General features: G+C 72.9%; 23 protein-coding genes and 1 pseudogene. 15 read left to right on the plus strand and 9 right to left on the minus strand.

The window, feature by feature from the left end; all coding sequences use genetic code 11:
* Nucleotides 1-140: 140 nt before the first annotated feature.
* Entirely contained in the window at nucleotides 141-1655 is a 1515-nt protein-coding gene (locus tag ACZ7KF_RS15880) for a 3-hydroxyacyl-CoA dehydrogenase (RefSeq protein ID WP_471074081.1), read from the plus strand.
* Nucleotides 1652-2236: a TetR/AcrR family transcriptional regulator gene (locus ACZ7KF_RS15885; RefSeq protein ID WP_471074084.1), complete on the plus strand. Its 585-nt coding sequence runs from the start codon at nucleotides 1652-1654 to the stop codon at nucleotides 2234-2236. Before ACZ7KF_RS15880 ends, ACZ7KF_RS15885 begins: the two co-directional genes overlap by 4 nt.
* A gap of 2 nt (nucleotides 2237-2238) precedes the next feature.
* On the opposite strand, the gene ACZ7KF_RS15890 is transcribed toward ACZ7KF_RS15885, so the two are convergent.
* A complete protein-coding gene (locus tag ACZ7KF_RS15890; RefSeq protein WP_471074087.1) occupies nucleotides 2239-2736 on the minus strand; it encodes an Lrp/AsnC family transcriptional regulator in 498 nt (165 codons plus the stop codon).
* A 175-nt stretch (nucleotides 2737-2911) separates the two neighbouring features.
* Here ACZ7KF_RS15890 and pdhA (ACZ7KF_RS15895) point away from each other — a divergent pair, with 175 nt between their 5' ends.
* The 7 genes from pdhA (ACZ7KF_RS15895) to ACZ7KF_RS15925 all read left to right on the plus strand — a co-directional run bounded on the left by pdhA (ACZ7KF_RS15895) (nucleotide 2912) and on the right by ACZ7KF_RS15925 (nucleotide 10967).
* Nucleotides 2912-4087: a pyruvate dehydrogenase (acetyl-transferring) E1 component subunit alpha gene (gene pdhA / locus ACZ7KF_RS15895; RefSeq protein WP_471074089.1), complete on the plus strand. Its 1176-nt coding sequence runs from the start codon at nucleotides 2912-2914 to the stop codon at nucleotides 4085-4087.
* On the plus strand, nucleotides 4084-5088 hold the full coding sequence (locus ACZ7KF_RS15900) for an alpha-ketoacid dehydrogenase subunit beta (protein ID WP_471074092.1): 1005 nt from the start codon (nucleotides 4084-4086) through the stop codon (nucleotides 5086-5088). Before pdhA (ACZ7KF_RS15895) ends, ACZ7KF_RS15900 begins: the two co-directional genes overlap by 4 nt.
* Nucleotides 5088-6449: a dihydrolipoamide acetyltransferase family protein gene (locus ACZ7KF_RS15905; protein WP_471074094.1), complete on the plus strand. Its 1362-nt coding sequence runs from the start codon at nucleotides 5088-5090 to the stop codon at nucleotides 6447-6449. Before ACZ7KF_RS15900 ends, ACZ7KF_RS15905 begins: the two co-directional genes overlap by 1 nt.
* A 96-nt stretch (nucleotides 6450-6545) precedes the next feature.
* Nucleotides 6546-7445, plus strand: a complete 900-nt coding sequence (locus ACZ7KF_RS15910; protein ID WP_471074098.1) for an NTP transferase domain-containing protein — start codon at nucleotides 6546-6548, stop codon at nucleotides 7443-7445.
* Entirely contained in the window at nucleotides 7442-8863 is a 1422-nt protein-coding gene (locus tag ACZ7KF_RS15915) for a molybdopterin molybdotransferase MoeA (protein WP_471074101.1), read from the plus strand. Before ACZ7KF_RS15910 ends, ACZ7KF_RS15915 begins: the two co-directional genes overlap by 4 nt.
* A complete protein-coding gene (locus ACZ7KF_RS15920) occupies nucleotides 8860-9957 on the plus strand; it encodes a potassium channel family protein (protein WP_471074104.1) in 1098 nt (365 codons plus the stop codon). The genes ACZ7KF_RS15915 and ACZ7KF_RS15920 overlap by 4 nt, the downstream gene beginning before the upstream one ends.
* Nucleotides 9958-9986: 29 nt before the next feature.
* Nucleotides 9987-10967, plus strand: coding sequence for an NAD(P)H-quinone oxidoreductase (locus ACZ7KF_RS15925; protein ID WP_471074107.1), 981 nt, complete (start codon nucleotides 9987-9989; stop codon nucleotides 10965-10967).
* A 51-nt stretch (nucleotides 10968-11018) separates the two neighbouring features.
* Here the strand turns inward: ACZ7KF_RS15925 and ACZ7KF_RS15930 are convergent, their stop codons facing one another.
* The gene (locus tag ACZ7KF_RS15930; protein WP_471074110.1) at nucleotides 11019-11726 is read right to left on the minus strand and encodes a hypothetical protein; all 708 of its coding nucleotides are present in this window, start codon (nucleotides 11724-11726) and stop codon (nucleotides 11019-11021) included.
* Nucleotides 11727-11900: 174 nt separating this feature from the next.
* On the opposite strand from ACZ7KF_RS15930, the gene ACZ7KF_RS15935 reads away from it, so the two are divergent.
* Nucleotides 11901-12443, plus strand: coding sequence for a bacterial proteasome activator family protein (locus ACZ7KF_RS15935; RefSeq protein ID WP_471074112.1), 543 nt, complete (start codon nucleotides 11901-11903; stop codon nucleotides 12441-12443).
* Nucleotides 12444-12574: 131 nt separating this feature from the next.
* Here the strand turns inward: ACZ7KF_RS15935 and ACZ7KF_RS15940 are convergent, their stop codons facing one another.
* Nucleotides 12575-14230 (minus strand): protein kinase domain-containing protein, encoded by a 1656-nt coding sequence (locus ACZ7KF_RS15940; RefSeq protein ID WP_471074115.1) that lies wholly within the window; start codon nucleotides 14228-14230, stop codon nucleotides 12575-12577.
* A 343-nt stretch (nucleotides 14231-14573) separates the two neighbouring features.
* On the opposite strand from ACZ7KF_RS15940, the gene ACZ7KF_RS15945 reads away from it, so the two are divergent.
* Complete coding sequence (locus tag ACZ7KF_RS15945; protein ID WP_471074118.1) at nucleotides 14574-16211, plus strand: protein kinase domain-containing protein; 1638 nt, start codon at nucleotides 14574-14576, stop codon at nucleotides 16209-16211.
* Between the two features lie 27 nt (nucleotides 16212-16238).
* On the opposite strand, the gene ACZ7KF_RS15950 is transcribed toward ACZ7KF_RS15945, so the two are convergent.
* Both ACZ7KF_RS15950 and ACZ7KF_RS15955 read right to left on the minus strand, forming a co-directional pair.
* Nucleotides 16239-17279, minus strand: coding sequence for a phosphotransferase (locus tag ACZ7KF_RS15950; protein ID WP_471074121.1), 1041 nt, complete (start codon nucleotides 17277-17279; stop codon nucleotides 16239-16241).
* 102 nt (nucleotides 17280-17381) lie between these two features.
* Nucleotides 17382-18047 carry a response regulator gene (locus tag ACZ7KF_RS15955; RefSeq protein WP_471074124.1) on the minus strand — a complete coding sequence of 222 codons (666 nt, stop codon included), beginning with the start codon at nucleotides 18045-18047 and terminating at the stop codon, nucleotides 17382-17384.
* 321 nt (nucleotides 18048-18368) lie between these two features.
* Here ACZ7KF_RS15955 and pdhA (ACZ7KF_RS15960) point away from each other — a divergent pair, with 321 nt between their 5' ends.
* The 3 genes from pdhA (ACZ7KF_RS15960) to ACZ7KF_RS15970 are packed head-to-tail and all read left to right on the plus strand — an operon-like array spanning nucleotide 18369 to nucleotide 22033.
* On the plus strand, nucleotides 18369-19607 hold the full coding sequence (pdhA, locus tag ACZ7KF_RS15960) for a pyruvate dehydrogenase (acetyl-transferring) E1 component subunit alpha (RefSeq protein WP_471074127.1): 1239 nt from the start codon (nucleotides 18369-18371) through the stop codon (nucleotides 19605-19607).
* Nucleotide 19608: 1 nt separating this feature from the next.
* Complete coding sequence (locus tag ACZ7KF_RS15965; protein ID WP_471074130.1) at nucleotides 19609-20586, plus strand: alpha-ketoacid dehydrogenase subunit beta; 978 nt, start codon at nucleotides 19609-19611, stop codon at nucleotides 20584-20586.
* Between the two features lie 10 nt (nucleotides 20587-20596).
* On the plus strand, nucleotides 20597-22033 hold the full coding sequence (locus ACZ7KF_RS15970; protein ID WP_471074133.1) for a dihydrolipoamide acetyltransferase family protein: 1437 nt from the start codon (nucleotides 20597-20599) through the stop codon (nucleotides 22031-22033).
* 120 nt (nucleotides 22034-22153) lie between these two features.
* On the opposite strand, the pseudogene ACZ7KF_RS15975 reads toward ACZ7KF_RS15970, so the two are convergent.
* Nucleotides 22154-22864, minus strand: a pseudogene (locus tag ACZ7KF_RS15975) (BRO-N domain-containing protein); the annotation flags it as partial.
* 103 nt (nucleotides 22865-22967) lie between these two features.
* The gene (locus ACZ7KF_RS15980; protein ID WP_471074136.1) at nucleotides 22968-23795 is read right to left on the minus strand and encodes a Rossmann-fold NAD(P)-binding domain-containing protein; all 828 of its coding nucleotides are present in this window, start codon (nucleotides 23793-23795) and stop codon (nucleotides 22968-22970) included.
* A 90-nt stretch (nucleotides 23796-23885) separates the two neighbouring features.
* Here ACZ7KF_RS15980 and ACZ7KF_RS15985 point away from each other — a divergent pair, with 90 nt between their 5' ends.
* Nucleotides 23886-24308, plus strand: coding sequence for a winged helix-turn-helix transcriptional regulator (locus tag ACZ7KF_RS15985; RefSeq protein WP_471074140.1), 423 nt, complete (start codon nucleotides 23886-23888; stop codon nucleotides 24306-24308).
* Between the two features lie 114 nt (nucleotides 24309-24422).
* Here the strand turns inward: ACZ7KF_RS15985 and ACZ7KF_RS15990 are convergent, their stop codons facing one another.
* The gene (locus ACZ7KF_RS15990) at nucleotides 24423-25337 is read right to left on the minus strand and encodes a DUF1648 domain-containing protein (protein WP_471074514.1); all 915 of its coding nucleotides are present in this window, start codon (nucleotides 25335-25337) and stop codon (nucleotides 24423-24425) included.
* Nucleotides 25338-25522: 185 nt separating this feature from the next.
* A complete protein-coding gene (locus ACZ7KF_RS15995; protein WP_471074144.1) occupies nucleotides 25523-25870 on the minus strand; it encodes a GntR family transcriptional regulator in 348 nt (115 codons plus the stop codon).

The following is a 25870-nucleotide window of genomic DNA, read 5'->3' on the forward strand; positions in this document are numbered from 1 at the left end:
TGGAGAACTCTTCGTCGAGCTCTGGACCTGGCAGAAAGAGCAGCGGAATGGGACGGTCAGAGCTAGAGTAACCGAACGATCGGTCGGTACAAGGGGGTCCGCCGCATCTGTGGAAAACCCCGTGCGGGAGGATCGCGCACATGACAGCACTGGACCTCAGCAGCCCCGTGGCCGTCGTCGGCACCGGCACCATGGGCCAGGGAATCGCCCAGGTCGCGCTGGTCGCCGGCCATCTCGTACGGCTGTACGACGCCGTCCCCGGGCGGGCCCGGGAAGCGGCCGAAGCGATCGGCGCCCGGCTCGACCGGCTCGTGGAGAAGGGCCGGCTCGCCGGCGCCGACCGGGACGCGGCCCGCGCCCGCCTGAAGCCCGCGGACAGCCTCGCGGAGCTGGCGGACTGCGCCCTGGTCGTGGAGGCCGTTCTGGAGCGGCTGGACGTCAAACAGCAGCTCTTCGGCGAGCTGGAGGAGATCGTCGCCGAGGACTGCCTGCTCGCCACCAACACCTCCTCGCTGTCGGTGACGGCCGTCGGCGGCGCGCTGCGCCACCCGGGCCGCTTCGTCGGCCTGCACTTCTTCAACCCGGCGCCGCTGCTGCCGCTGGTCGAGGTGGTCTCCGGGTTCGCCACCGACGTCACCTCGGCCACGCGCGCGTACGAGACCGCCCGGGCCTGGGGCAAGACCCCGGTGGCCTGCGCGGACACCCCGGGCTTCATCGTCAACCGCATCGCCCGCCCCTTCTACGCCGAGGCGTTCGCCGTCTACGAGGCGCAGGCGGCCGACGCCGCGACGATCGACGCGGTGCTGCGCGAGTGCGGCGGCTTCCGGATGGGCGCCTTCGAACTGACCGACCTGATCGGCCAGGACGTCAACGAGTCCGTCACCCACTCCGTGTGGCAGTCCTTCTTCCAGGACCTGCGGTTCACCCCGTCCCTGGCCCAGCGCCGGCTGGTGGAGTCCGGCCGGCTCGGCCGCAAGAGCGGGCACGGCTGGTACGACTACGCCGACGGCGCCGAGCGGCCCGAGCCGCACACCGCCGACAAGGAGCGGCCGCCCGCCCACGTGGTCGCCGAGGGCCGCCTGGGCCCCGCGGCCGAGCTGCTCACGCTGGTCCGCGAGGCGGGCATCGCGGTCCGCGAGGAGGACGAGGACCACGGCACCCGCCTGGTGCTGCCCAGCGGCGGCCAGCTGGTCCTCGCCGACGGCCAGACCTCGGCGGAGTTCCGGGACGTCGTCTACTTCGACCTCGCCCTGGACTACCGCGCGGCCACCCGCATCGCCCTGTCCGCCTCCCAGGACACCTCGCCGCAGACCCTCGCCGAGGCCACCGGCCTGTTCCAGGCGCTCGGCAAGGAGGTCAGCGTCATCGGCGACGTCCCCGGCATGATCGTCGCCCGCACGGTCGCCCGGATCATCGACCTCGCCCACGACGCCGTCGCCAAGGGCGTGGCCACCGAGGAGGACATCGACACCGCGATGCGCCTCGGCGTGAACTACCCGCTCGGCCCCTTCGAATGGGACCGCAGGCTGGGCCGCGACTTCGCCTTCGACGTCCTGGACGAGATGCACGAGCGCGACCCCTCCGGACGCTACGCGCCCTCCCTCGCGCTCTACCGCCACGCCTATGCCATCGACAAGCGGGAGGGCACCCAGTGACCACGGCCAAGCGCGACACCTACACCCCCGAGACGCTGCTCTCCGTCGCCGTGCGGGTCTTCAACGAGCGCGGCTACGACGGCACCTCCATGGAGCACCTGTCCAAGGCGGCCGGCATCTCCAAGTCGTCGATCTACCACCACGTCAGCGGCAAGGAGGAGCTGCTGCGCCGGGCCGTCAGCCGCGCCCTGGAGGGCCTGTTCGCCATCCTGGGCGAGGAGCACGCGCGCGAGGGGCGGTCCGCCGACCGGCTGGAGCACGTCGTGCGCCGCATGGTCGAGGTGCTCATAGCCGAGCTGCCCTATGTGACGCTGCTGCTGCGCGTGCGGGGCAACACCGAGACCGAGCGGTGGGCGCTGGAGCGCCGCCGCGACTTCGACCACCAGGTCGCCGAGCTGCTGAAGGCGGCGGCCGCCGACGGGGACGTGCGCGGTGACGTGGAGGTCCGGCTGGCCACCCGGCTGGTCTTCGGAATGATCAATTCCATCGTGGAGTGGTACCGGCCGGACGCGCGGGGCGCGGACGACCGGGAGGTGGCCGACGCCGTCGTCCGGCTGGTCTTCTCGGGGCTGCGGGCCTGATCTCAGCCGTCCGGCTCCAGGTCCTCCTCCTCGAACACCAGCAGCGTGCGGGTGCTGAGCACCTCGGGGATCGCCTGGAGCCGGGTCAGCACCAGTTCGCGCAGCGCCCTGTTGTCGGGCGTGTGCACCAGCAGCAGCACGTCGAAGTCGCCGCCCACCAGCGCGATGTGGGAGGCGCCGGGCAGCTGTCTGAGCTGCTCGCGGACCGTGCGCCAGGAGTTCTGGACGATTTTCAGCGTGATGTAGGCGGAGGTGCCGTGGCCCGCCCGCTCGTGGTCCACGCGGGCGCTGAAGCCCCGGATCACGCCGTCCTCCACCAGCCGGTTGATGCGCGCGTAGGCGTTCGCGCGCGAGACGTGGACGCGCTCGGCGACGGACCGTATCGAGGCGCGGCCGTCCGCCTGGAGGATCTTCAGGATGTCCTGATCGATGGCGTCCAGTGGGCGCGGCGGCAGAGCGGTGCCTTCCGGTGTCCCGTCGGCCATTTGTTCAGGTGCCATGTCCCCCCGCTCCCTCGCCGTGGACGTCCTGCGTTCATTCCAGGCTGTGGAGAACCGTTTGTCCACAGCCTCGTGGTGCCTGTAGCCAAAATGTGCCGACGACCGAACAATCGGTAGGTGAGGCGGGTCACAGCCGACACGCCTCCCGTAGCCGCTCCCACGAGGAGGTGCCGTCATGACGGTTCTGGAGCAGCGGGGCGCGTACCGGCCATCGCCGCCGCCCGCCTGGCAGCCCCGTATGGACCCCGCGCCGCTGCTGCCCGACGCCGAGCCCTACCGCGTCCTCGGCACCGAGACGGCCGCCAAGGCCGACCCGGACCTGCTGCGCCGGCTGTACGCCCAGCTGGTGCGCGGGCGCCGTTACAACGCCCAGGCCACCGCCCTGACCAAGCAGGGCCGGCTCGCCGTCTACCCGTCCAGCACCGGCCAGGAGGCCTGCGAGGTCGCCGCCGCGCTGGCCCTGGAGGAGCGCGACTGGCTCTTCCCCAGCTACCGCGACACGCTCGCCGTCGTCGCCCGCGGCGTGGACCCCGTCGAGGCGCTCACCCTGCTGCGCGGCGACTGGCACAGCGGCTACGACCCCTACGCCCACCGCGTGGCCCCCCTGAGCACCCCGCTGGCCACCCAGCTGCCGCACGCCGTCGGCCTCGCCCACGCGGCCCGCCTCAAGGGCGACGACGTGGTCGCGCTCGCCATGGTCGGCGACGGCGGCACCAGCGAGGGCGACTTCCACGAGGCGCTGAACTTCGCCGCCGTCTGGCAGGCACCGGTCGTCTTCCTGGTGCAGAACAACGGCTTCGCCATCTCCGTCCCGCTCGCCAAGCAGACCGCCGCGCCCTCCCTGGCCCACAAGGCCGTCGGGTACGGCATGCCGGGCCGGCTCGTCGACGGCAACGACGCGGCGGCCGTGCACGAGGTCCTCGGCGACGCCGTACGGCACGCCCGCGCCGGCGGCGGCCCCACCCTCGTGGAGGCGGTGACGTACCGCGTCGACGCCCACACCAACGCCGACGACGCCACCCGTTACCGGGCCGACGCCGAGGTGGCGGCCTGGCGCGCCCACGACCCGATCGAGCTGCTGGAACGCGAACTGACCGCGCGCGGACTGCTGGACGAGGCCGGCATCGAGGCCGCCCGGCAGGACGCCGAGACGATGGCGGCCGCCTTGCGGGAACGCATGAACCGGGACCCCGAACCGGACCCCATGGACCTCTTCGACCACGTCTACGCCGAGTCCACCGCGCAGCTGCGCGAGCAGCGGGCCCTGCTGCGGGCCGAGCTGGAAGCCGAGGAGACGGGCCACGGCGAGCACGGCGAGGAGCCCGGCGCCCGGGAAGGCGGCGACCGATGACCACCGTCGCCGTCAAGCCCGCCACCATGGCGCAGGCCCTCACGCGCGCGATGCGCGACGCCATGGCCGCCGACCCGACCGTGCACGTCATGGGCGAGGACGTCGGCACCCTCGGCGGCGTCTTCCGGGTCACCGACGGGCTCGCCAAGGAGTTCGGCGAGGACCGCTGCACCGACACCCCGCTCGCCGAGGCCGGCATCCTCGGCACCGCCGTCGGCATGGCGATGTACGGCCTGCGGCCCGTCGTGGAGATGCAGTTCGACGCCTTCGCCTACCCCGCGTTCGAGCAGCTGATCAGCCACGTCTCCCGGATGCGCAACCGCACGCGCGGCAGGATGCCCCTGCCGATCACCGTCCGCGTCCCCTACGGCGGCGGCATCGGCGGTGTCGAGCACCACAGCGACTCCTCCGAGGCCTACTACATGGCGACTCCGGGCCTCCATGTCGTCACCCCCGCCACCGTCGCCGACGCCTACGGACTGCTGCGCCGGTCCATCGCCTCCGACGACCCGGTGGTCTTCCTGGAGCCCAAGCGGCTGTACTGGTCGAAGGACACCTGGAACCCCGAGCAGCCCACGGAGGTCGAGCCCATCGGCCGGGCCGTGGTCCGCCGGCCCGGCCGCAGCGCCACGCTCGTCACCTACGGCCCCTCGGTGCCGGTCTGCCTGGAGGCCGCCGAGGCCGCCCGGGCCGAGGGCTGGGACCTGGAGGTCGTCGACCTGCGCTCCCTGGTGCCCTTCGACGACGAGACGGTCTGCGCGGCCGTCCGGCGCACCGGCCGCGCGGTCGTCGTCCACGAGTCCACCGGGTTCGGCGGGCCGGGCGGCGAGATCGCGGCCCGCATCACCGAGCGCTGCTTCCACCACCTGGAGGCGCCGGTGCTGCGCGTGGCCGGATTCGACATCCCGTACCCGCCGCCCATGCTGGAGCGGCACCACCTGCCCGGCGTGGACCGCATCCTGGACGCCGTGGCCCGGCTGCAGTGGGAGGCCGAGGGCTGATGGCTCAGGTGCTGGAGTTCAAGCTGCCCGACCTCGGTGAGGGACTCACCGAGGCGGAGATCGTCCGCTGGCTGGTCCAGGTCGGCGACGTGGTCGCCGTCGACCAGCCGGTGGTCGAGGTGGAGACGGCCAAGGCGATGGTCGAGGTGCCCTGCCCGTACGGCGGCGTGGTCACCGCCCGCTTCGGCGAGGAGGGCACCGAACTGCCCGTGGGATCCCCGCTCCTGACGGTCGCCGTGGGCGAACCGGCGGCGGAGCCGGAGGGCTCCGGCAACGTCCTGGTGGGCTACGGCACCCAGGAGGCCCCCGCCGCCCGCCGACGCCGGGTGCGGACCGGCACGGCCTCCGCCAACGGAACGGCCCGGCGGCGCGACGGCGTACCGGTGGCGTCCCCCGCGCGCGTGGCCGCACCGGCGGCGGTACCGATCCCCGCGGCCGGGCCCGCCCTCGCGCCCCCGCCCGGACCCGCCGGGGGACCGGTCCCCGTGATCTCCCCCCTCGTGCGCAAGCTCGCCCGGGACAACGGCGTCGACCTGCGGCAGCTGGCCGGCTCGGGACCGGACGGGCTCATCCTGCGCGCGGACGTCGAGGACGTCCTGCGGACCAGGACCGCGCCGGACCGTACGGCCGAGGAACAGGCCGTACGCGCCTCCGTGGCGCCCCGGGCCGAGGGCGGGATCCGGATCCCGCTCAAGGGCGTGCGTGGAGCCGTCGCCGACAAGCTGTCCCGCAGTCGCCGGGAGATCCCGGACGCGACCTGCTGGGTCGATGCCGACGCGACCGAACTCCTGCGCGCGCGGGCGGCGATGAACGCGGCCGGAGGACCGAAGATCTCCCTGCTCGCGCTGCTCGCCCGGGTCTGCACGGCAGCCCTGGCCCGGTTCCCCGAGCTGAACTCCTACGTCGACACCGAGGCCCGCGAGGTCGTCCAGCTCGACCACGTGCACCTCGGTTTCGCCGCCCAGACCGAACGCGGCCTGGTCGTGCCGGTCGTCCGGGACGCCCACGCGCGCGACGCCGAGTCCCTGACCGCGGAGTTCGCCCGGCTCACCGAGTCCGCTCGCACGGGGACGCTCACCCCCGGGGAACTCACCGGCGGAACCTTCACATTGAACAACTACGGCGTCTTCGGAGTCGACGGCTCCACGCCGATCGTCAACCACCCCGAGGCGGCCATGCTCGGCGTCGGCCGCATCATCCCCAAGCCGTGGGTGCACGAGGGCGAGCTGGCGGTGCGTCAGGTCGTCCAGCTCTCGCTCACCTTCGACCACCGGGTGTGCGACGGCGGCACCGCGGGCGGCTTCCTGCGCTATGTGGCCGACTGCGTGGAACAGCCGGCGGTGCTGCTGCGCACCCTGTGAGCAAGCGATGCGCGCCCCGCGCGACGCGGCGCCGGCCCGCGGGCGTGTGACATACGACAGGTCCGAAGGGAGAGCCCGGCAGGACATACTCGGGGAGTGACCGACACCGCCCCCGGGACGCCCGCGCCGTACGACGCCGTCGTGCTGGCCGGCGGCGCCGCGCGGCGGCTCGGCGGGGCCGACAAGCCCGCGGTGCGGGTCGGGGGCCGGGCGCTGCTCGACCGAGTGCTCGCGGCCTGCGCGGGCGCCCGGACGACCGTCGTCGTGTCCGGGCCCCGGCCCACCGCCCGCCCGGTGCGCTGGGCCCGCGAGGAGCCGTCCGGCGGCGGCCCGGTCGCCGCGCTGGAGGCCGGCCTGCGCCTCACCACCGCCGGGCTCGTCGTCGTCCTCTCCGCCGACCTGCCCTTCCTCGAAGCGATCACGCTCCAGCGCCTGGTGACCGAGCTTCGGGAATCCGGCGCGGACGGCGCGCTGCTCACCGACGCCGACGGCCGCGACCAGCCGCTGGTGGCCGCCTACCGCGCCGGCGCCCTGCGCCGTGAGCTGACCGCGCTCGCCGCCGCCCACGACGGCCTCGACGGGCTGCCTCTGCGCCGGCTGACCGGCGCCCTCCGCCTCACCCGCGTCCCGGATCCGCTCGCGTCCTTCGACTGCGACACCTGGGACGACATCGCCGACGCCAGGGCACGGATCAGGGAGCATGGGCACGTGTTGGATGAATGGATCTCCGCAGTCAAGGACGAACTGGGCATCGACCTGGACGTCGACACCGGCGTGCTGCTCGACCTGGCCCGGGACGCCGCGCACGGCGTGGCCCGTCCCGCCGCCCCGCTGACCACCTTCCTCGTCGGCTACGCCGCGGCGCAGGGCAAGGGCGGCCCCGAGGCCGTCGCCGAGGCCGCCCGCAAGGCCGCCGCGCTGGCTCTCCGATGGGAAGAGGAGAACAGCGGTGGCAAGGACGAGAGCGGGGGCCCGAGCGCCCCGGACGCCGGATGACCGCCCCCGGCACCCGGGCCGAGGCGCCCGCCGGGGACACCGACGACCTCGACGTCGAGGAGGCCCTGGCGCTGGTGAGGGATGCCCACCGGGAGACCCGGAACGACGGCTCGGACGACGGCACGGGCCAGTCGCCCGGACCGGCTCCCCAGACGCCCGGCGAGCGGCCCGCCGAGCGGCACAAGGCCACCCCCTGGCCCCGGGCCCGCGAGATCGCCGCCCGCGCCGCACGCTCGGTGAAGCGCCGCGCCCCGGTCTCGGTGCCGCTCACCGACGCTCTCGGACTGGCCCTGGCGACCCCCCTCGACGCGCTCACCGACCTTCCCTCCTTCGACACCTCCGCGATGGACGGCTGGGCGGTCGCCGGGCCCGGCCCCTGGCAGGTACGGGAGGAGGGAGTGCTCGCGGGGCACGCGCAGCCCGAGCCGCTCACCGACGGCGAGGCGGTCCGCATCGCCACCGGCGCCCGCATCCCCGCCGACACCACCGCCGTCCTGCGCACCGAGCACGGCCGGACCGACGCCCAGGGCAGGCTGCACACCACCCTCCCCCACTCCCGGCTCCGCTCGAGCGGGGGGACCCCCACGCTGCACCACGGCCAGGACATCCGCCCCCGGGGCCAGGAGTGCCGCAGCGGCGACCAGTTGCTGCCCGTCGGCACCCTGGTCACCCCCGCCGTCCTGGGCCTCGCCGCGGCGGCCGGATACGACACGGTCACCGTCGTCCCCCGCCCCCGTGCGGAGGTCCTCGTCCTCGGTGACGAGCTGCTGACCGAGGGCCTGCCGCACGACGGGCTGATCCGGGACGCGCTCGGTCCCATGCTGCCGCCCTGGCTGCGTGCCCTCGGCGCCGACGTCGTCGCCGTCCGCCGGATCGGTGACGACGCCAAGGCCCTGCGACGGGCGGTCACCGCTTCCGACGCCGACCTGATCGTCACCACCGGCGGCACCGCGGCCGGCCCCGTCGACCACGTCCACCCGACCCTGGAACGCGTCGGCGCCGAACTGCTCGTCGACGGCGTCCAGGTGCGCCCCGGCCACCCCATGCTGCTGGCCCGCACCAGGGACCACCAGCACCTCGTCGGCCTGCCCGGCAACCCTCTCGCGGCCGTCTCCGGACTGCTCACGCTCGCCGAACCGCTGCTGCGGACCCTCGCCGCCCACCCCGCCCCCGAGCCGTACACGCTGCCGCTGAGGGAGGCGGTGCAGGGCCACCCGTACGACACCCGGCTCATCCCCGTGGTGCTGCGCGGTGACCATGCCCTGCCGCTGCACTACAACGGTCCGGCCATGCTCCGCGGTGTCGCCGCCGCCGACGCCCTGGCCGTCGTACCCCCGGGCGGGGCCCGGCAGGGCGAGGAGACGGAGCTGCTGGACCTGCCCTGGGCGACCGCCGGAATCGGGGTGTGTTTCACGTGAAACTTCCGGGCCATGACGCCATCGCCCGCCACGCGGACGAGCATCTGGTGACCCATCGGGTGAAACTCCCGAGGAAAGTGGTGGAGCGCCCGATCCGCCAGGCCGTCAAGCGGCTGGTCATGGCCCTGCTGGTGCTGGTCGCCACCGCGTTCGTCGTCTACGCCGACCGCGAGGGTTATCACGACAACGCCGACGGCCCCGTCGACCTGCTCGACGCGTTCTACTACGCGACCGTGACCCTCTCCACGACGGGATACGGCGACATCACTCCGGTCAGCGACAGCGCGCGGCTGACCAACATCCTCGTCATCACGCCCCTGCGCGTGCTGTTCCTGATCATCCTGGTCGGCACCACGCTGGAGGTCCTCACCGAGCGCACCCGTGAGGAATGGCGCCTGAACCGCTGGAGGTCCACCTTGCGCGACCACACCGTCGTCATCGGCTTCGGCACGAAGGGGCGGTCGGCCATCCAGACCGTCTGCGCGACCGGGCTGAAGAAGGAGCAGGTGGTCGTGGTCGACCCCAGCTCCAAGGTGATCGACGCGGCGACCGCCGACGGCTACGCCGGCGTCATAGGTGACGCCACCCGCAGCGACGTGCTCAGACGGGCCGAGGTGCACAAGGCGCGGCAGATCATCATCGCCCCCCAGCGCGACGACACCGCCGTCCTCGTCACCCTCACGGCCCGCCAGCTCAACCGCGGTGCCAAGATCGTGGCCGCGGTACGCGAGGAGGAGAACGCCCCGCTCCTGAAGCAGTCCGGGGCCGACGCCGTCATCACCAGCGCCAGCGCGGCCGGCCGGCTGCTCGGCCTCTCCGTGCTCAGCCCTGCCGCCGGCATGGTGATGGAGGACCTGATCCAGCAGGGCACCGGGCTGGACCTCGTCGAGCGGCCGGTGGTCCGCGCCGAGGTCGGCAAGAAGCCGCGCGAGACGGACGACCTCGTGGTGAGCGTGGTCCGCGGCCACCGGGTGCTCGGCTACGACGATCCGTCCGTCGGCACGCTCCAGCTGACGGACCGGCTCATCACCATCGTCCGCGTCACCCCTGGTGCCCGGGTCACCTCGGACACCCGCCCCCTGCCACGAGGATGACGGCACCGGTGAGGAGTAGCGTCACCGGCATGCATGCGATCACGATTCCCGAACCTGGTGGTCCCGAGGCGCTGGTGTGGGACGAGGTCCCCGATCCGGTACCCGGCGAGGGCGAGGTGCTGGTCGAGGTGGTGGCCAGCGCCGTCAACCGTGCCGACATCCTGCAGCGGCAGGGCTTCTACAACCCGCCGCCCGGTGCCTCCCCCTATCCCGGCCTGGAGTGCTCCGGCAGGATCGCCGCGCTCGGCCCCGGCGTCTCGGGCTGGGCCGTCGGCGACCAGGTGTGCGCACTGCTCGCGGGCGGCGGCTACGCCGAGAAGGTGGCCGTCCCGGCCGGGCAGCTGCTGCCCGTGCCCGAGGGTGTCGACCTGACGCGGGCGGCGGCGCTGCCCGAGGTCGTCTGCACGGTCTGGTCCAACGTGTTCATGGTCGCCCATCTGCGCCCGGGGGAGACGCTGCTGGTGCACGGCGGCTCCAGCGGCATCGGCACCATGGCGATCCAGCTGGCCAAGGCCGTGGGCGCCGAGGTCGCGGTGACGGCCGGCACGAAGGAGAAGCTGGACCAGTGCGCCGAGCTGGGCGCGGACGTGCTCGTCAACTACCGCGAGCAGGACTTCGTCGCGGAGATCAAGCAGGCCACCGGCGGCGCGGGCGCCGACGTCATCCTCGACAACATGGGCGCCAAGTATCTGGACCGCAACGTCCAGGCCCTCGCCGTGAACGGACGTCTCGCGATCATCGGCATGCAGGGCGGGGTGAAGGGCGAGCTGAACATCGGCACGCTGCTGAGCAAGCGGGCCGCGATCAGCGCGACCTCGCTGCGTGCCCGTCCGCTGGACGAGAAGGCGGCCATCGTCGCCGCCGTGCGCGAGCATGTGTGGCCCCTGCTCACTGGCGGGCACGTGCGCCCGGTCGTGGACCGCGAGCTGCCGATGCCGGAGGCGGCCGAGGCGCACCGGGTGGTGGAGTCGAGCGGACACGTCGGCAAGGTGCTGCTGGTGGCGCCGTAGCGGCGGGGCCGCTGCCGGGCCGCCGTAGCGGCGGGGCCGCTGCCGGGCCGGTCAGCTCCTGCGCAGTCGCAGGCCCAGGAGGGCCAGGCCGAGGCCCAGACCTATGAGGACCAGGCCGCTGCCCAGCGGGAGGATCTGCAGGACCGGCTCCGCCGACGTCTCGTCCTGCTGGGCCGCCTGCCCGGCGGTGGGCTCCGGCGGGGGCGTGGCGGGGTCGCCGGGCTTCTCGGGGGGCTCGGAGGCACCGGGTATGAGCATGGTCTCCGGCTCCGCGGGCTGCGCGGCGGGGGTGGCGGGCGGCGGGTCGTCGTCGCCCTGCACCTCGGCCGCGGGACCGTCCGGCCGGCCCGGCCGCATCCGCCCCTCACCGGCCCGGCTGCCTGCCCGGGACGGCTCGGTGGAGACGATGGGGCGGTAGGGGTGGACCGATGCCGAGGCGGAGTCGGACGGTATGGGGACGGCGTCCGGTGCGTCCGGGTGGAGGAAACCGGCGTCGGCGTGCCCCTGGCCCGGGCGGTCGCGGCCCGGATGCGGATGCTCCGGGTGTCCGCGGGCCGGGGCCGTGGGCCGTGGGACCGCGTCCGGCGAGGATCCCTGCCGGTCCTCCGCGTGACCGGGCCGGTGCCCGGGGTCCGGCTCGGCGGTGTACGCGGGCGTGCTGCCGTACGCGAGGGCGGCACCGTACGCCGGCAGTGCCGCCGCGGTGAGGACCACCAGCAGCCGGAGGCAGCGCTGTGTGAGTCGCAGGCGTGGAGTCACGTCGGTGACCTCCCGGAGCCCAGGTGTCGTGACCGATGAATAACCAACGGACACAAGCCTCACATTCAACGCTGAAGAGGGCATTTCATATTGGGCCGTCGGGTCTACACGGTGGATCAGTCTCCGGAGGGGGCACCACGGTGGTGAGGTGAGGGCGTGCGAGAGAATGGCGGCATGGAGATGCCGAGGAACGAACGGTCGCCGGAGAATCCCCAGATCCTCGTCGTGGGTCAGGACGGGATGGCACTCGGCGGCGGCGGGCACGAGGACTCCCGCGAGACCCCGGTGACGGAGCAGGTGGAGCAGCCGGCCAAGGTCATGCGGATCGGCAGCATGATCAAGCAGCTTCTGGAGGAGGTGCGCGCGGCCCCCCTCGACGAGGCGAGCAGGGTGCGGCTGAAAGAGATCCACGCCAGCTCGGTGAAGGAGCTGGAGGACGGCCTGGCCCCCGAGCTGGTCGAGGAACTGGAGCGGCTCTCCCTGCCGTTCACCGACGAAGCCACCCCCAGCGACGCGGAACTGCGGATCGCGCAGGCGCAGTTGGTGGGCTGGCTGGAGGGCCTCTTCCACGGGATCCAGACGACGCTGTTCGCCCAGCAGATGGCCGCGCGGGCCCAGCTGGAGCAGATGCGCCGCGCCCTCCCGCCGGGCGCGTCCGGTCCCGAGGCCGGCGACGAGTCCCACCTCGGCGGTCGCTCCGGCGGGCCGTACCTGTAGGGCGGACCGTACGGACGGGCCCGCCCGTCCCGGTCGGGTCATCACACACGAAGGGCCCGGCGGACGACCGCCGGGCCCGATCTATGTCCCGGACCGCCGAGGGCAGGGGTGGGCCTGAGCCCTGATCCGGGTCACTCCGGAGGATTGCCCGTCGACACGCGCAGCTCGATGTCGCCCACGTTCTTCGGGTCGACGTCGGTGCCGGCGGTGGGGAACTGGTTCAGGACCGTCCCCTCACCCCAGGTGTTGTCGTCCTCGCGCTCGATGTTCCACTTCCAGCCCGCGGCCCTCAGACACGCCTTCACGGAGTCGATGTTCTTGTAGCGCAGGTCGGGCATCTCGGCCTTGTCCGGGTCGGTGTACGACTCCTGCGGGTCGGTGCACTTGGACTTGTCGATGACCCGGGTGGTGTCCGCCGCGCGGTAGCCCGCCCGGTGGGAGGCGGACGCCGAGGCGCTGGAGCCGCCGTCGCCGTCCTTGAGGTCGTCGCCGGCGTTCTTCAGGGTCAGTGCGACGATCACCCCGACGACCACGATGGCCGCCACCGCGACCGAGCCGATGACCAGCGGCCGCTTCGTGCCGCCGCCGGGCCGCCCGCCCGGCCGTCCGGCGGGCTGCGGAGAGATCGTGTACGGCGGCGGGGTCCGGGTGCCCTGCGGGCCGTAGCCCACGGGCGGCGTCTGGTAGCCGCTCTGCTGCGGGTAGCCGTAGGCCGGGGACGGCGTCGGCGGGCCGTACGGGTTCGGGGTCGGCGCCGGGGTGGCGGCCGGGGCCTGCTGGTACGGCATCTGCACCTGCCCCTGCGGTGCCGGAGCCGTCCGGTCGACCGGCGGGAACACCGCGGAGCCGACGCCCGAGCCGCTCTGCACCGGCCCGGCGCCCGGCACGATGTTCGGGGCGGCCGCCTGGAAGGAGGCCGCGATGCGCAGGCACTCGGCGCGCATGGACTCGGCGGTCGGGAAGCGCTCGTTCGGGTTCTTCTTCAGCGCGCGGGCGACGATCGCGTCCACCGCGGGCGGCAGCGAGCGGTTGATCGAGGAGGGCGCCACCGGCTCCTCCTGCACATGCGCGTACGCGATCGCCAGCGGCGAGTCCGCGTCGAACGGCAGCCGCCCGGTGACCAGCTGGAACAGCATGATGCCGACCGAGTACAGGTCGGAGCGGGCGTCCACGCCACGGCCGAGGGCCTGCTCGGGCGAGAGGTACTGGGGGGTGCCGACGACCATGCCGGTCTGCGTCATGGAGGTGACGCCCGACTGCATGGCGCGGGCGATGCCGAAGTCCATGACCTTGACCACGCCACGCTTGGTCGTCATCACGTTGCCGGGCTTGATGTCGCGGTGGACCAGCCCCATCTCGTGGCTGATCTCCAGCGCGGCGAGCACGTCGGCGGTGACCTTCAGCGCTTTGTCGGCGGGCATCGCGCCGTACTGGCGGATGTCCTCCTCCAGGACCGAGCCCAGCGGCCGGCCCTCGACGTACTCCATGACGATGTACGGCGTCGCCATGCCGTTCAACTCGTCCTCGCCCGTGTCGAAGACGGAGACGATGTTGGTGTGCGTGAGCTTGGCCACGGCCTGCGCCTCGCGGCGGAAGCGCTCGCGGAAGGCCTGTTCGCGGCCGAGTTCGGTGTGGAGCGTCTTGATCGCGACCTGGCGGTCGAGCACCGCGTCGTACGCCAGGTGCACCGAGGCCATGCCGCCCTCGCCCAGCAAGTCGCGCAGCTGGTAGCGGCCCTGGGCCAGCGCCTGCCCCGCGTACCGGCCGTGTGCGCCGTCCTGGCTCATCTCTCCGCGTCCCCCACTGGCCGTCCGGCGCCGTCATCCAGCGAACAGGCCTTGATCGAATGTGTCATTCCCGGCCAAGTCTGCCCGAGGGCACTGACACGTCAAGCTCGGTGCCCGTTCCGTGACCGTACGCGCAAGAAGCGTCGCGCAAGCGTTACAGGGGGTGTACGACCAGCGCACAGAATTTGCACGACAGCGCGTGCTAGAGGTTTCATGACCGGTCCGTCGTGGGCCGGTCCGGGTGCTCGTTCCGAACCGGTGGCCCCCACGGAGGCTGTAGCGTGGCCGACGGAGACCGTGACAACACCGCGCGCACCGCGGGCAGAAACGACGGCGAGGACTGATGGCACAGACGCAGCGCTCTCAGGGCCCGTCCGACCCCGAGGCGACTGGCGGCGGCATGTCAGACGGGCCGGAGATGTGGGGCAACGGCGGGCTCGTCGGCGACGGCCGGTACCGGCTCACGCACCGGCTGGGCCGGGGCGGCATGGCCGAGGTGTTCGCGGCCGAGGACGTCCGCCTGGGCCGCACGGTCGCGGTCAAGCTGCTCCGCGCCGACCTGGCCGAGGACCCCACCTCCAAGGCCCGCTTCACGCGTGAGGCGCAGTCGGTCGCCGGCCTCAACCACCACGCGATCGTCGCCGTGTACGACTCCGGCGAGGACACGGTGGGCGGCCAGTCCGTGCCGTACATCGTGATGGAGCTGGTCGAGGGCCGCACCATTCGCGATCTGCTGATGAACGCGGAGGCGCCGGGCCCCGAGCAGGCCCTGATCATCGTCTCCGGTGTGCTGGAGGCCCTCGCCTACTCGCACCAGCATGGCATCGTGCACCGTGACATCAAGCCGGCGAATGTCATCATCACCCACAGCGGTGCGGTGAAGGTGATGGACTTCGGCATCGCGCGCGCCCTGCACGGCGCGTCCACGACGATGACGCAGACCGGCATGGTCATGGGCACCCCGCAGTACCTCTCCCCGGAGCAGGCGCTCGGCAAGGCCGTCGATCACCGCTCCGACCTGTACGCGACCGGCTGCCTGCTCTACGAACTCCTCTCGCTGCGGCCCCCGTTCACCGGCGAGACCCCGCTGTCGGTGGTCTACCAGCACGTCCAGGACATCCCGACCCCGCCCTCGGAGGTTTCCGAGGGCTGCCCGCCGGAGCTGGACGGCCTGGTCATGCGCTCCCTCGCCAAGGAGCCCGACGACCGGTTCCAGACGGCCGAGGAGATGCGCGGCCTGGTCCAGTACGGCCTGCAGATGCTCTACGACCAGGGCGGCCACACCGGCACCTGGAACACCGGCCCGGTGGCGACGCACGACGGCCGGCACACCCCGGCCGGCGGCTTCGCCGGGACGACCGTCATGCCGCACCCCATGGAGGGGGGCGGCACCACGCAGATCCCGCAGCCCATCCTGCCCGCGGGCTACGGCAACGGCGACGACGGCGGCTTCGAGGGACACGGCAACAGGGGCAGCGGACGCGGCAAGCTCTGGATCCTCGCCGTTCTCGCGGTCATCGCGATCGCGGCCGGTGTCGCACTGGCGGTGAAGGGCACCGGCGGCGGTGGCGGCGGCAACGGCACCGACACCAAGCCGACGGCCACGCACTCCAAGGACACGAAGCACAAGTCGCCCTCCGCGACCCCGTCCGACGACAACAACGACGAGCCCGCCACGGACCCCGGTTCGGACACCGGGTCGGACACCGGCACCGGCTCGGGCTGGCCGCCGGCGACCACGCCGTCCTACAGCCAGTCGCAGTCGGCCAGTTCCACCCCGAGCGGCGAGCCGTCGGACCCGGAGCCCTCGCAGTCGCAGCCCACGGACCCGACGAGCGGCGGCACGGACGACGGCGGCACCACCGACGGGACCACGGACGGCGGGACCACCGACGGCACCACGGAGGGCGGGACCACCGACGGCACCACCACCGAGGGCGGGACCACGACCGACGGCAGCACGGGCGAGACCACCGGTTGAAGGACACCCACGGCGCCCGGGACGGCGTCACCCTGAGGTGACGTCGGGCGCTTCCCGCACGAACGCGTCGCACACCGCGTCGTACGCGCGCGTCCACCACACCGCGAGCGCCGACGCGGCCGGGAACTGGCGGTCCGCGCGCGTGTCGCCGCGCTCGTAGTGCCAGCGCAGCATCCAGAAGTCGTTCAGCCGCTCCCACCACACCCGGTGCACGGCCGCCGCCAGCTCCGAGGGCGAGGCGCCGGCCGCGCGCCGGTACGCGCGCGCGTAGGCGCGCACCTTGGGCAGGTCCAGCGTCCCCGCGGGCCGTACGAAGAAGATGACGGCGGCGCGTACGGCCTCCTCCGCGCGCGGCTGCACGCCCAGCCGGTCCCAGTCGACGATGGCGGCCGGGGCGTCGTCCTTGTAGAGCAGGTTGAACGGATGGAAGTCGCCGTGCACCCAGCCGACCGAGCCGCCGCGCGGCGGGCGCCGGTCCGTGTGCTGCTCCAGGAGCGCGCGGCGTTCCAGCAGACGGTGCCGGGCGAGTTCGTCGAAGGCGTCGGCGGGGCGGTGCCGGCGGACATGGGCGAGCAGGTCGTCGATGAGGGCGAAGGTGTCGGCCGGGTCGGCGCTCTCCACGGGGTGGGGGCCGGTCGCCGGGCGGGTGCGCCCCTTGGGGGGCATCACGCGTTCCAGACAGGCGTGTACGGCGCCCAGGAGCGCCCCGAGGCGGGCGCTCTGCGCACGGGTGAGCTGGCCGCCGTGGCGGTGTCCGCCGTCGATCCAGGGATGCAGGGCGTAGGCGTGGCCGCCGACGACGGCGACCGTGCGGCCCCCGCGGTGCGCGAACGGCAGGGCGACCGGGACGCCGAGGCCGGCGAGGCGCTGGGTGGCCCGGTGCCGGCGCTCGATGGCGGCCGGGTCGGCGGTGTCCGGATCGAAATGGTGTTTGAGGAAATAGCGGCCGCGTGTGGTGCACAGCCGGTAGCCGCGGTTGAGCAGGCCCTGATCGACCGGCTCACAGGTGAGGGCGGTACCCGCGGAGTACAGGCGTAACAGGGCTCCCAGAGGGGGCGCGTGGGGCACGGGGGGTGGTACACATGAGCGCGGCACGCGGCAGATGTTAGGGCAAGCGCCGCGCCCGTGAGCTGGGGCTTGTCACAGGCAGTCGCCGACGGTCGCTTTCGGTCATTGCCCGGGTTTTTCCGCCTGCATGCGGGCGACATATGCCGCCGCCTGGGAACGCCGCTGCATGCCGAGTTTGGCGAGCAGGCCGGAAACGTAATTCTTGATCGTCTTTTCGGCCAGATGCAGTCGTTCACCGATCTGGCGATTGGTCAGTCCTTCGCCGATCAGTTCGAGAATTCTGCGTTCTTGTTCGGTGAGCCGCGCGAGTTTCTCGTCGGCGCGCGCCCCGCCGCCGTCGTGCAGCCGCTCCAGCACGCGCGCGGTGGCGACCGGATCCAGCAGGGACTTCCCGGCCGCGACGTCCCGCACCGCCTGGAGCAGCTCATTGCCGCGGATCGCCTTCAGGACGTACCCGGAGGCGCCCGCCATGATCGCGTCGAACAGGGCCCCGTCGTCCGCGTACGAGGTCAGCACCAGGCACCGCACGGACCGGTCGCCGGAGCGGATCTCCCGGCACACCTCGACGCCGCTGCCGTCCGGCAGACGGACGTCCAGCACCGCCACGTCGGGCCGGGTGGCCGGAATGCGTGCCAGGGCCTCCGCCGCCGTGCCGGCCTCGCCGACCACCTCGATGTCCGGCTCGACGGAGAGCATCTCGTGGACGCCACGCCGGACGATCTCGTGGTCATCGAGCAGAAAAACCCTGATTTTTCCGTCTTCGCGCACGAGGTCAGTCTCACATGGAACTCTTCCCGTGACCTGGGTGCGCGGGATAACGTGCGGTTGCTCCGGACAGCCGCAAGGCTGTGACCAGCACGCTTTCTCATCCCTTCGATTTACTTGGAAATCCAAGCAAAATCGCAGGTCAAACGGGGTTTCACAGAAATGTGGGGCACTGGGTAACGTGATGGTTGCAGGGCGCTCGCCGGGGCACCTGTCACGCCTGTTCCCGGCCGAGTGGCACCCACCCCGTGCCCGGTGGTCGAAACAGGTGAGCCGCACTGGCCTACCGGCAACCCCGGGGGCCGGAACGACGGAGGAGCACACGTGACCGTGGAGAGCAGTGCCGCGCGCAAGCCGCGACGCAGCGCCGCAGGCAAAGCCGGCACCACCGGCAGCAAGACCGGCACCACCGGTGACACGACCGGAGCCACCGGCACCAAGCGCACCACCCGCACCGCCCGCAGCACCGCGAGGAAGAGCGCCGACACCCAGCTCGTGCAGCTCCTCACGCCGGAGGGCAAGCGGGTCAAGAACGCCGAGTACGACGCCTACGTCGCCGGCATCACCCCCGAAGAGCTGCGCGGCCTGTACCGCGACATGGTGCTCACCCGCCGCTTCGACGCCGAGGCCACCGCCCTCCAGCGACAGGGCGAACTGGGCCTGTGGGCCTCGCTGCTGGGTCAGGAGGCCGCCCAGATCGGCTCCGGCCGGGCCACCCGCGAGGACGACTACGTCTTCCCGACCTACCGCGAGCACGGCGTCGCCTGGTGCCGCGGCGTCGACCCGACCAACCTGCTCGGCATGTTCCGCGGCGTGAACAACGGCGGCTGGGACCCGAACAGCAACAACTTCCACCTGTACACGATCGTCATCGGCTCCCAGACGCTGCACGCCACCGGCTACGCGATGGGCGTGGCCAAGGACGGCGCCGACTCGGCGGTCATCGCCTACTTCGGCGACGGCGCCTCCAGCCAGGGTGACGTCGCCGAGTCGTTCACCTTCGGCGCGGTCTACAACGCCCCGGTGGTGTTCTTCTGCCAGAACAACCAGTGGGCGATCTCCGAGCCGACCGAGAAGCAGACCCGCGTGCCGCTCTACCAGCGCGCCCAGGGCTACGGCTTCCCGGGCGTCCGCGTCGACGGCAACGACGTGCTGGCCTGCCTCGCGGTCACCAAGTGGGCCCTGGAGCGGGCCCGCAACGGCGAGGGACCGACCCTGGTGGAGGCCTTCACCTACCGCATGGGCGCCCACACCACCTCCGACGACCCCACCCGCTACCGGGGCGACGAGGAGCGGCTGGCCTGGGAGGCGAAGGACCCGATCCTGCGCCTGCGCCGGTACCTGGAGGCCTCACACCACACGGACGACGGATTCTTCTCGGAACTCGAGGCCGAGTCCGAGGCGTTGGGCAAGCGAGTGCGCGAAGCGGTCCGCGCCATGCCCGACCCGGACCACTTCGCCATCTTCGAGAACGTGTACGCGGACGGGCACGCGCTCGTCGACGAGGAGCGCGCCCAGTTCGCCGCCTACCAGGCGTCGTTCGCCGATGAAGGGGGTCACTGAGATGGCCGAGAAGATGGCGATGGCCAAAGCCATCAACGAGTCGCTGCGCCGTGCCCTGGACACCGACCCCAAGGTCCTCGTCATGGGCGAGGACGTCGGCAAGCTCGGCGGTGTCTTCCGGGTGACGGACGGCCTGCAGAAGGACTTCGGCGAGAGCCGGGTCATCGACACCCCGCTCGCCGAGTCCGGCATCGTCGGCACCGCGATCGGCCTGGCCCTGCGCGGCTACCGCCCGGTGGTGGAGATCCAGTTCGACGGCTTCGTCTTCCCGGCGTACGACCAGATCGTCACCCAGCTCGCCAAGATGCACGCCCGCTCGCTGGGCAAGGTGAAGATGCCGGTCGTGGTCCGCATCCCCTACGGCGGCGGCATCGGCGCGGTCGAGCACCACTCCGAGTCCCCCGAGGCGCTGTTCGCGCACGTGGCCGGCCTGAAGATCGTCAGCCCGTCCAACGCCTCCGACGCGTACTGGATGATGCAGCAGGCCATCCAGAGCGACGATCCGGTGATCTACTTCGAGCCCAAGCGGCGCTACTGGGACAAGGCCGAGGTCGACTTCGAGGCCATCCCCGCCCCGCTGCACAAGGCCCAGGTCGTCCGCGAGGGCACCGACCTCACCCTGGCCGCCTACGGCCCGATGGTGAAGCTCTGCCAGGAGGTCGCCGCCGCCGCGGCCGAGGAGGGCAAGTCCCTGGAGGTCCTCGACCTGCGCTCGGTCAGCCCCCTCGACTTCGACGCCGTCCAGGCCTCGGTGGAGAAGACCCGCCGCCTGGTCGTGGTCCACGAGGCGCCGGTGTTCTTCGGCTCCGGCGCGGAGATCGCCGCGCGGATCACCGAGCGCTGCTTCTACCACCTGGAGGCACCGGTGCTCCGGGTCGGCGGCTATCACGCCCCGTACCCGCCGGCGCGTCTGGAGGAGGAGTACCTGCCGGACCTGGACCGCGTGCTCGACGCCGTCGACCGCTCGCTGGCGTACTGAGGAGAGGTTCGTGACGACGATGACGGAAGCGTCCGTACGCGAGTTCAAGATGCCCGACGTGGGCGAGGGACTCACCGAGGCCGAGATCCTCAAGTGGTACGTCCAGCCGGGTGACACGGTCACCGACGGCCAAGTGGTCTGCGAGGTGGAGACCGCCAAGGCGGCGGTGGAACTCCCCATCCCCTACGACGGCGTGGTCCGCGCACTGCACTTCCCCGAGGGCACCACGGTGGACGTGGGCACGCCCATCATCGCGGTGGCCCTGGCCGGCGCCGCCGCACCGGAGGCGCCCGCCGAGCAGCCGGAGGCGGAGCCCGCGCAGCCCGTGGAGCAGCCGGAGGCGGAGTCCGCGCAGCCCGTGGAGGAGCCGAAGCCGCAGGGCCGCCAGCCGGTCCTCGTCGGCTACGGCGTGGCGACGTCCTCCACCAAGCGCCGCCCCCGCAAGGGCCCCCAGGTCACCGTCCCGGCGCCCGCGCAGGCGATCCAGGCGGAGCTGAACGGCCACGCCGGCGCGGTCGCCGACAAGGCCCGCCCGCTGGCCAAGCCCCCGGTGCGCAAGCTGGCCAAGGACCTGGGCGTCGACCTGCGCGCGATCATCCCGTCCGGCCCGGACGGCGTCATCACCCGCGAGGACGTCCACGCGGCGGCCACGCCCCAGGCCACCGCGCCGGCCGCCCCCGCCCCGGCCGCCCCCGCCGCGGTCACCGCTTCCGCGACCCCGGCGCCCGTGGCGTCGTACGACAACGCGCGCGAGACCCGCATCCCCGTCAAGGGCGTGCGCAAGGCCACCGCACAGGCGATGATCGGCTCGGCCTTCACGGCGCCGCACGTCACCGAGTTCGTGACGGTGGACGTGACCCGCACGATGAAGCTGGTCGAGGAGCTGAAGCAGGACAAGGACATGCAGGGTCTGCGGGTCAACCCGCTCCTGCTGATCGCCAAGGCCCTGCTGGTCGCCATCAAGCGCAACCCGGACATCAACGCCGCCTGGGACGAGGCCAACCAGGAGATCGTGCTCAAGCACTACGTCAACCTGGGCATCGCGGCGGCCACCCCGCGCGGCCTGATCGTCCCGAACATCAAGGACGCCCACGACAAGACCCTCCCGCAGCTCGCGGAGGCGCTGGGCGAACTGGTGTCGACGGCCCGCGAGGGCAAGACCTCCCCCGCGGCGATGCAGGGCGGCACGGTGACCATCACCAACGTCGGCGTCTTCGGCGTCGACACGGGCACCCCGATCCTGAACCCGGGCGAGTCGGCGATCCTCGCGGTCGGCGCGATCAAGCTCCAGCCGTGGGTCCACAAGGGCAAGGTGAAGCCGCGCCAGGTCACCACCCTCGCCCTCAGCTTCGACCACCGCCTGGTCGACGGCGAACTGGGCTCCAAGGTGCTCGCGGACGTCGCGGCGGTCCTGGAACAGCCGAAGCGGCTCATCACCTGGGCGTGAGGGACCCCGGCAGGTGACCCGAGGTCTGAAGGGGGCGGTCGCGACGTCGGTCTGCGACCGCCCCCTCTCCTACCTCTCCCGGTCCGCCGCGGCCGTCGTCCCCTCCCGCCGGCCGCCGGCCGCGGTACGTCCGAGGGCGAGCGCGTCGAGCCGGTCCGCGATGCGCTCCATCGCCCGGACCATGGACTGTTGCACGGCGAGTGCGGCCTTCTGCGTCGCCAGCGTCTCCCGGTGGAGGGTCAGGGTCTCCCGCTGGACGGCCAGCATCTCCCGCTGCAGCTCGATCGACGTGCGCTGCCCGTTCGCCCGTTCCTCGTCCACCTGGAGATTGTGCGCCTCCAGCCGTACGACGGCTTCCGCCACCTGCTCGGGCATGGCGTACGCGATCGGGGCGCCCGGTTCGGGCGACTGCACCTCGGCCTCTTCGAGGGAGTAGAAGCCCTCTCGGTGGACGGTCTCGATCACCTCTGCGGCCCACTGCTTGAAGGGGGCGGCGGTGCGCTTGGTGCAGGCCCCGACGAGGAGGACCAAGCCCTGGAGGTCGATCAGTTGCAGGTCCCGGCGCCATCTCCGGCCCGGCGGGATCGTGAGGCCGTAGGCGCTGCTGACGTTCCCCAGCGTGTCGCGATGTCCGTCCGGCACGTGATCGGCGAGGGCCTTGCTGGTGTTGCTGTGGCCCAACTCCCTGCAGACGTCCACCGCCGGAAACCAGTGGACCCCGTCCGGCATGGTCAATCGGCGGACCCGGGCCCCCGTGACCGCGTAGACCAGGTCGTTGATGTCGATCGCCGCATGGCGCGGGCCGGACTGCCGCCTACCGGGTTCGTTCATGTGAACCACCTCCGCTGCGGAACGTAGAGCGGAGGAAAAGGAATATGCCACCGGAAAAGCTGGATGTTCACGATTGCGGGGGAAGTATCCCTATTTCTCTGTGTCACCCGGCCGTTGTGTGGTTATGGCGCCCGGCGGACGCCGCGGCGACGGCCGCGGGCAGCGGGTGCTCGGCCGGGCGGCCCAGGAGGTCCGTGAGGTCGGGATGCGTGCCGTCCAGGAAGCCGTGCCGGATGCCGGTGGCGATCGAGACGAGCATGGGCGGCTGGAACGGCAGCAGTCCCGGCGTCTCCTCCAGCAGCCGGCGTCGGTACGCGCCGAGGCCGAGGGTCCGGTGCCGTACCCCCAGGCCCTCGGCGACCTGCGCCGCCGTGAGGGGCGTACCGACGAGTTCGTAGGTGCGCCCGCCGTGCCGTACCGGGTCCGCCGCGACGATCGCCGCGGCCTCGGCGAGGTCGGCCCGGGTGACGGCGGCCAGGGCGCCCTCGCCGAACGCGGACTCCACGCCGTCGGCCGTCCACCTCAGCAGCCCGCCGAAGAGTTCGGCGTAGAGGCCGTTGCGCAGGATGGTCCACGGCACCGCGCCGGCGCGCACGAGCCGTTCGGTCGCGCGGTGTGCGAGCGCGAAACCGAGATGGTCGCCGGCCCCCGTCAGGCTCGTGTAGACGACATGGCCGACGCCGTCCCGGGCGGCGGCTTCCAGGACGGCCGTGTGCCGCCGGACGACCTGGTCGTCCTCGGCGTAGCCGGCGGAGACCAGCACCAGGGTCGACACCCCGGTGAGGTCGAGGCTCGCGGGGTCGTCGAAGTCCAGCCGCCGCATGCCCTCGCCCGGGGTACGGCTGCCGCCGGTGGCGGCGGCGCCGCGGGCGTGCAGCGCGGCGAGCGTGGCCGCGCCGAGGTTTCCGTTCGCTCCGGTCACCAAAATCATGTGCGGTTCCCCCGTGCTGCGTCGTGGTTCTCTTCGGTAACTACGCTCGATCCTTGATCACCCCGGCGCCGCCCACAAGGAGGCAGTTCCATGTCACCCACGCACACCGGAGTAACCACCGCCCCCGCCGACCTCGAACCCTGCGGGCATGTGGACCACCCCGACTGCGGGATCCGCGACGTCCTGGACCGGATCGGGGACAAGTGGTCGGTCCTCGTGATCGTCGAACTCGCCGGCGGACCGCGCCGGTTCCGGGAGCTCCAGCGGGCCGTCGACGGCATCTCCCAGCGCATGCTCACCCTGACGGTGCGCAGGCTGGAGCGCGACGGCCTGGTGCTGCGCACCGTGTATCCGACCGTCCCGGCCCAGGTCGACTACCGCCTGACCGAGACCGGGGCCGGACTGACCCACCTGGTCAAGGCGCTCGCCGACTGGTCCCTGAGCCACCGCACCGCCATCGCCGAGGCGCGGCACGCGTACGACCGGGACCACCCCGGGCACGACATCCGCTGACGACGCCCTCGGCGCCGTGCGCCCTCGCGGTTCCGTCCTCGCAGGCCCGGACCGGCACGGCGCGCCGGCGGCCGGCGGCGCCGGTGACGGCAACGCGTCCTCCCGGCGGGCCGCTCACGCCTGCTCGCCCCTGAGCGCGTTCAGCAGGGCCGCGCCCCGCTCGGCGTCGTCCACGCTCACCGCGAAGTCGGTGCGCCGGCCCCGGGGGCGTACGACCAGACAGTCGCCGGCGCGGAGCATCACCGTCGTGCCCAGGCCGCTGAGGCGGTAGCCCCAGCCGCCGACCTGGGAGGGCAGCCGCCGCTCGGCCCGGGCGGACTCGATGGCGGCCAGGGGCCAGCGGCGGACGGGCCGGCCGAGCGGACCGAACGACACCTTCAGGCCCGCCTCCGACACCGTCGCGCGGACCGAGGAACAGACGGCTCCGGCCAGCGAGGTCACGGCGCAGGCCGCGCACACGGGCCACAGCGCGGCCGGGTCCGCCAGGCCGACGGCCAGGGCCACCAGCGCGAGGGCGGCGAGCAGTCCGGTCACCGCCGCCAGCAGTTGCAGCCAGGGGTTGGCCGTGCGGGAGAACCACACCAGGCGCTCGCCCTCGGGCAGGGCCGGCGCGGGGACGGCGGCGGCCGGCGCGGCGGGGCGCCGGGGGGTCAGCCGCCAGGCCACCACACCGGCGGCCCCCGTCGCGGCCAGCAGCGCCACCACGCCGAGCACCGGTTGCCGGGCCGCGTGCCAGTCCGCGTGGTCCAGGTTCGCCCGGACGACGCAGATCTGCGCGCCGACGAGCACCACGCCGGTGGGTGCCAGCGTCATCGCCCGCCAGGGGCGCGCGGCCGGCCGGGAGCGGGGTCGGCGCACGGTCACCGCCAGGGCGATCGCCAGCCAGACGCCCGCCGGGAACAGGGAGGCCGCCCACAGCGGCATCGAGCCGTCGGGCACGTCACCGCCGTTCCAATGGGTCGCCAGCCGGTCGGGGAGCCGGTCGTGCGCGGCCCAGGGCAGGCCGGCGAGCACGGCGGTGACGGCCACCACCGAGCCGACGACTCCCCAGCGCCCGCCCGGCCCCAGGCCGCCGCCGCCCCCCTGACCTCGGGTCTTCCCGCCGTTCCCGTCCTTCCCGCAGTCCCCGCCCTTCCCCCGTCCCCCGGCGCCTCCGTGGACCCCGTCGCCCCCGTGGTTTCCTTCGCCCCCGCGGTTCCCGTCGTCCCCGTGCGTCATGAGATCCCCCGGATCATGTCGATGAGGTCGGTGCGGCTGTAGCCCAGCCGGGATGCCTCCGCGACCAGCTCCCGCACCCTGATCTGGAGCCCGGAGCGGCGGGCCGCTCCCTCGGCGACGGTGATCCCCCGCCCCCGGCGGAACTCCAGCAGCCCCTCGTCCCGCAGCTCGCGCAGGCCGCGCAGGACGGTGTTGACGTTGATGTCCAGGGCCGTGGAGAGATCGCGCGCCGAGGGCAGCCGGTCACCCGCGCGGCACTCGCCCTCGGCGATGGCACGCCGGATCGCGGCCGCCACCTGCTCGTGCAGGGGCCGGGTGTCGGTCTTGTCCAGTCGCAGCAGCAT

Source organism: Streptomyces sp. NPDC038200 (assembly GCF_055600785.1).

Excerpts from the sequence above, each read along its gene's own strand:
- ACZ7KF_RS15880 (WP_471074081.1), top strand. The coding sequence starts at position 141 with ATGACAGCACTGGACCTCAGCAGCCCCGTGGCCGTCGTCGGCACCGGC.
- ACZ7KF_RS15890 (WP_471074087.1), bottom strand. The coding sequence starts at position 2,736 with ATGGCACCTGAACAAATGGCCGACGGGACACCGGAAGGCACCGCTCTG.
- pdhA (WP_471074089.1), top strand. The coding sequence starts at position 2,912 with ATGACGGTTCTGGAGCAGCGGGGCGCGTACCGGCCATCGCCGCCGCCC.
- ACZ7KF_RS15900 (WP_471074092.1), top strand. The coding sequence starts at position 4,084 with ATGACCACCGTCGCCGTCAAGCCCGCCACCATGGCGCAGGCCCTCACG.
- ACZ7KF_RS15905 (WP_471074094.1), top strand. The coding sequence starts at position 5,088 with ATGGCTCAGGTGCTGGAGTTCAAGCTGCCCGACCTCGGTGAGGGACTC.
- ACZ7KF_RS15915 (WP_471074101.1), top strand. The coding sequence starts at position 7,442 with ATGACCGCCCCCGGCACCCGGGCCGAGGCGCCCGCCGGGGACACCGAC.
- ACZ7KF_RS15925 (WP_471074107.1), top strand. The coding sequence starts at position 9,987 with ATGCATGCGATCACGATTCCCGAACCTGGTGGTCCCGAGGCGCTGGTG.
- ACZ7KF_RS15935 (WP_471074112.1), top strand. The coding sequence starts at position 11,901 with ATGGAGATGCCGAGGAACGAACGGTCGCCGGAGAATCCCCAGATCCTC.
- ACZ7KF_RS15940 (WP_471074115.1), bottom strand. The coding sequence starts at position 14,230 with ATGAGCCAGGACGGCGCACACGGCCGGTACGCGGGGCAGGCGCTGGCC.
- ACZ7KF_RS15945 (WP_471074118.1), top strand. The coding sequence starts at position 14,574 with ATGGCACAGACGCAGCGCTCTCAGGGCCCGTCCGACCCCGAGGCGACT.
- ACZ7KF_RS15965 (WP_471074130.1), top strand. The coding sequence starts at position 19,609 with ATGGCCGAGAAGATGGCGATGGCCAAAGCCATCAACGAGTCGCTGCGC.
- ACZ7KF_RS15980 (WP_471074136.1), bottom strand. The coding sequence starts at position 23,795 with ATGATTTTGGTGACCGGAGCGAACGGAAACCTCGGCGCGGCCACGCTC.
- ACZ7KF_RS15985 (WP_471074140.1), top strand. The coding sequence starts at position 23,886 with ATGTCACCCACGCACACCGGAGTAACCACCGCCCCCGCCGACCTCGAA.
- ACZ7KF_RS15995 (WP_471074144.1), bottom strand. The coding sequence starts at position 25,870 with ATGCTGCTGCGACTGGACAAGACCGACACCCGGCCCCTGCACGAGCAG.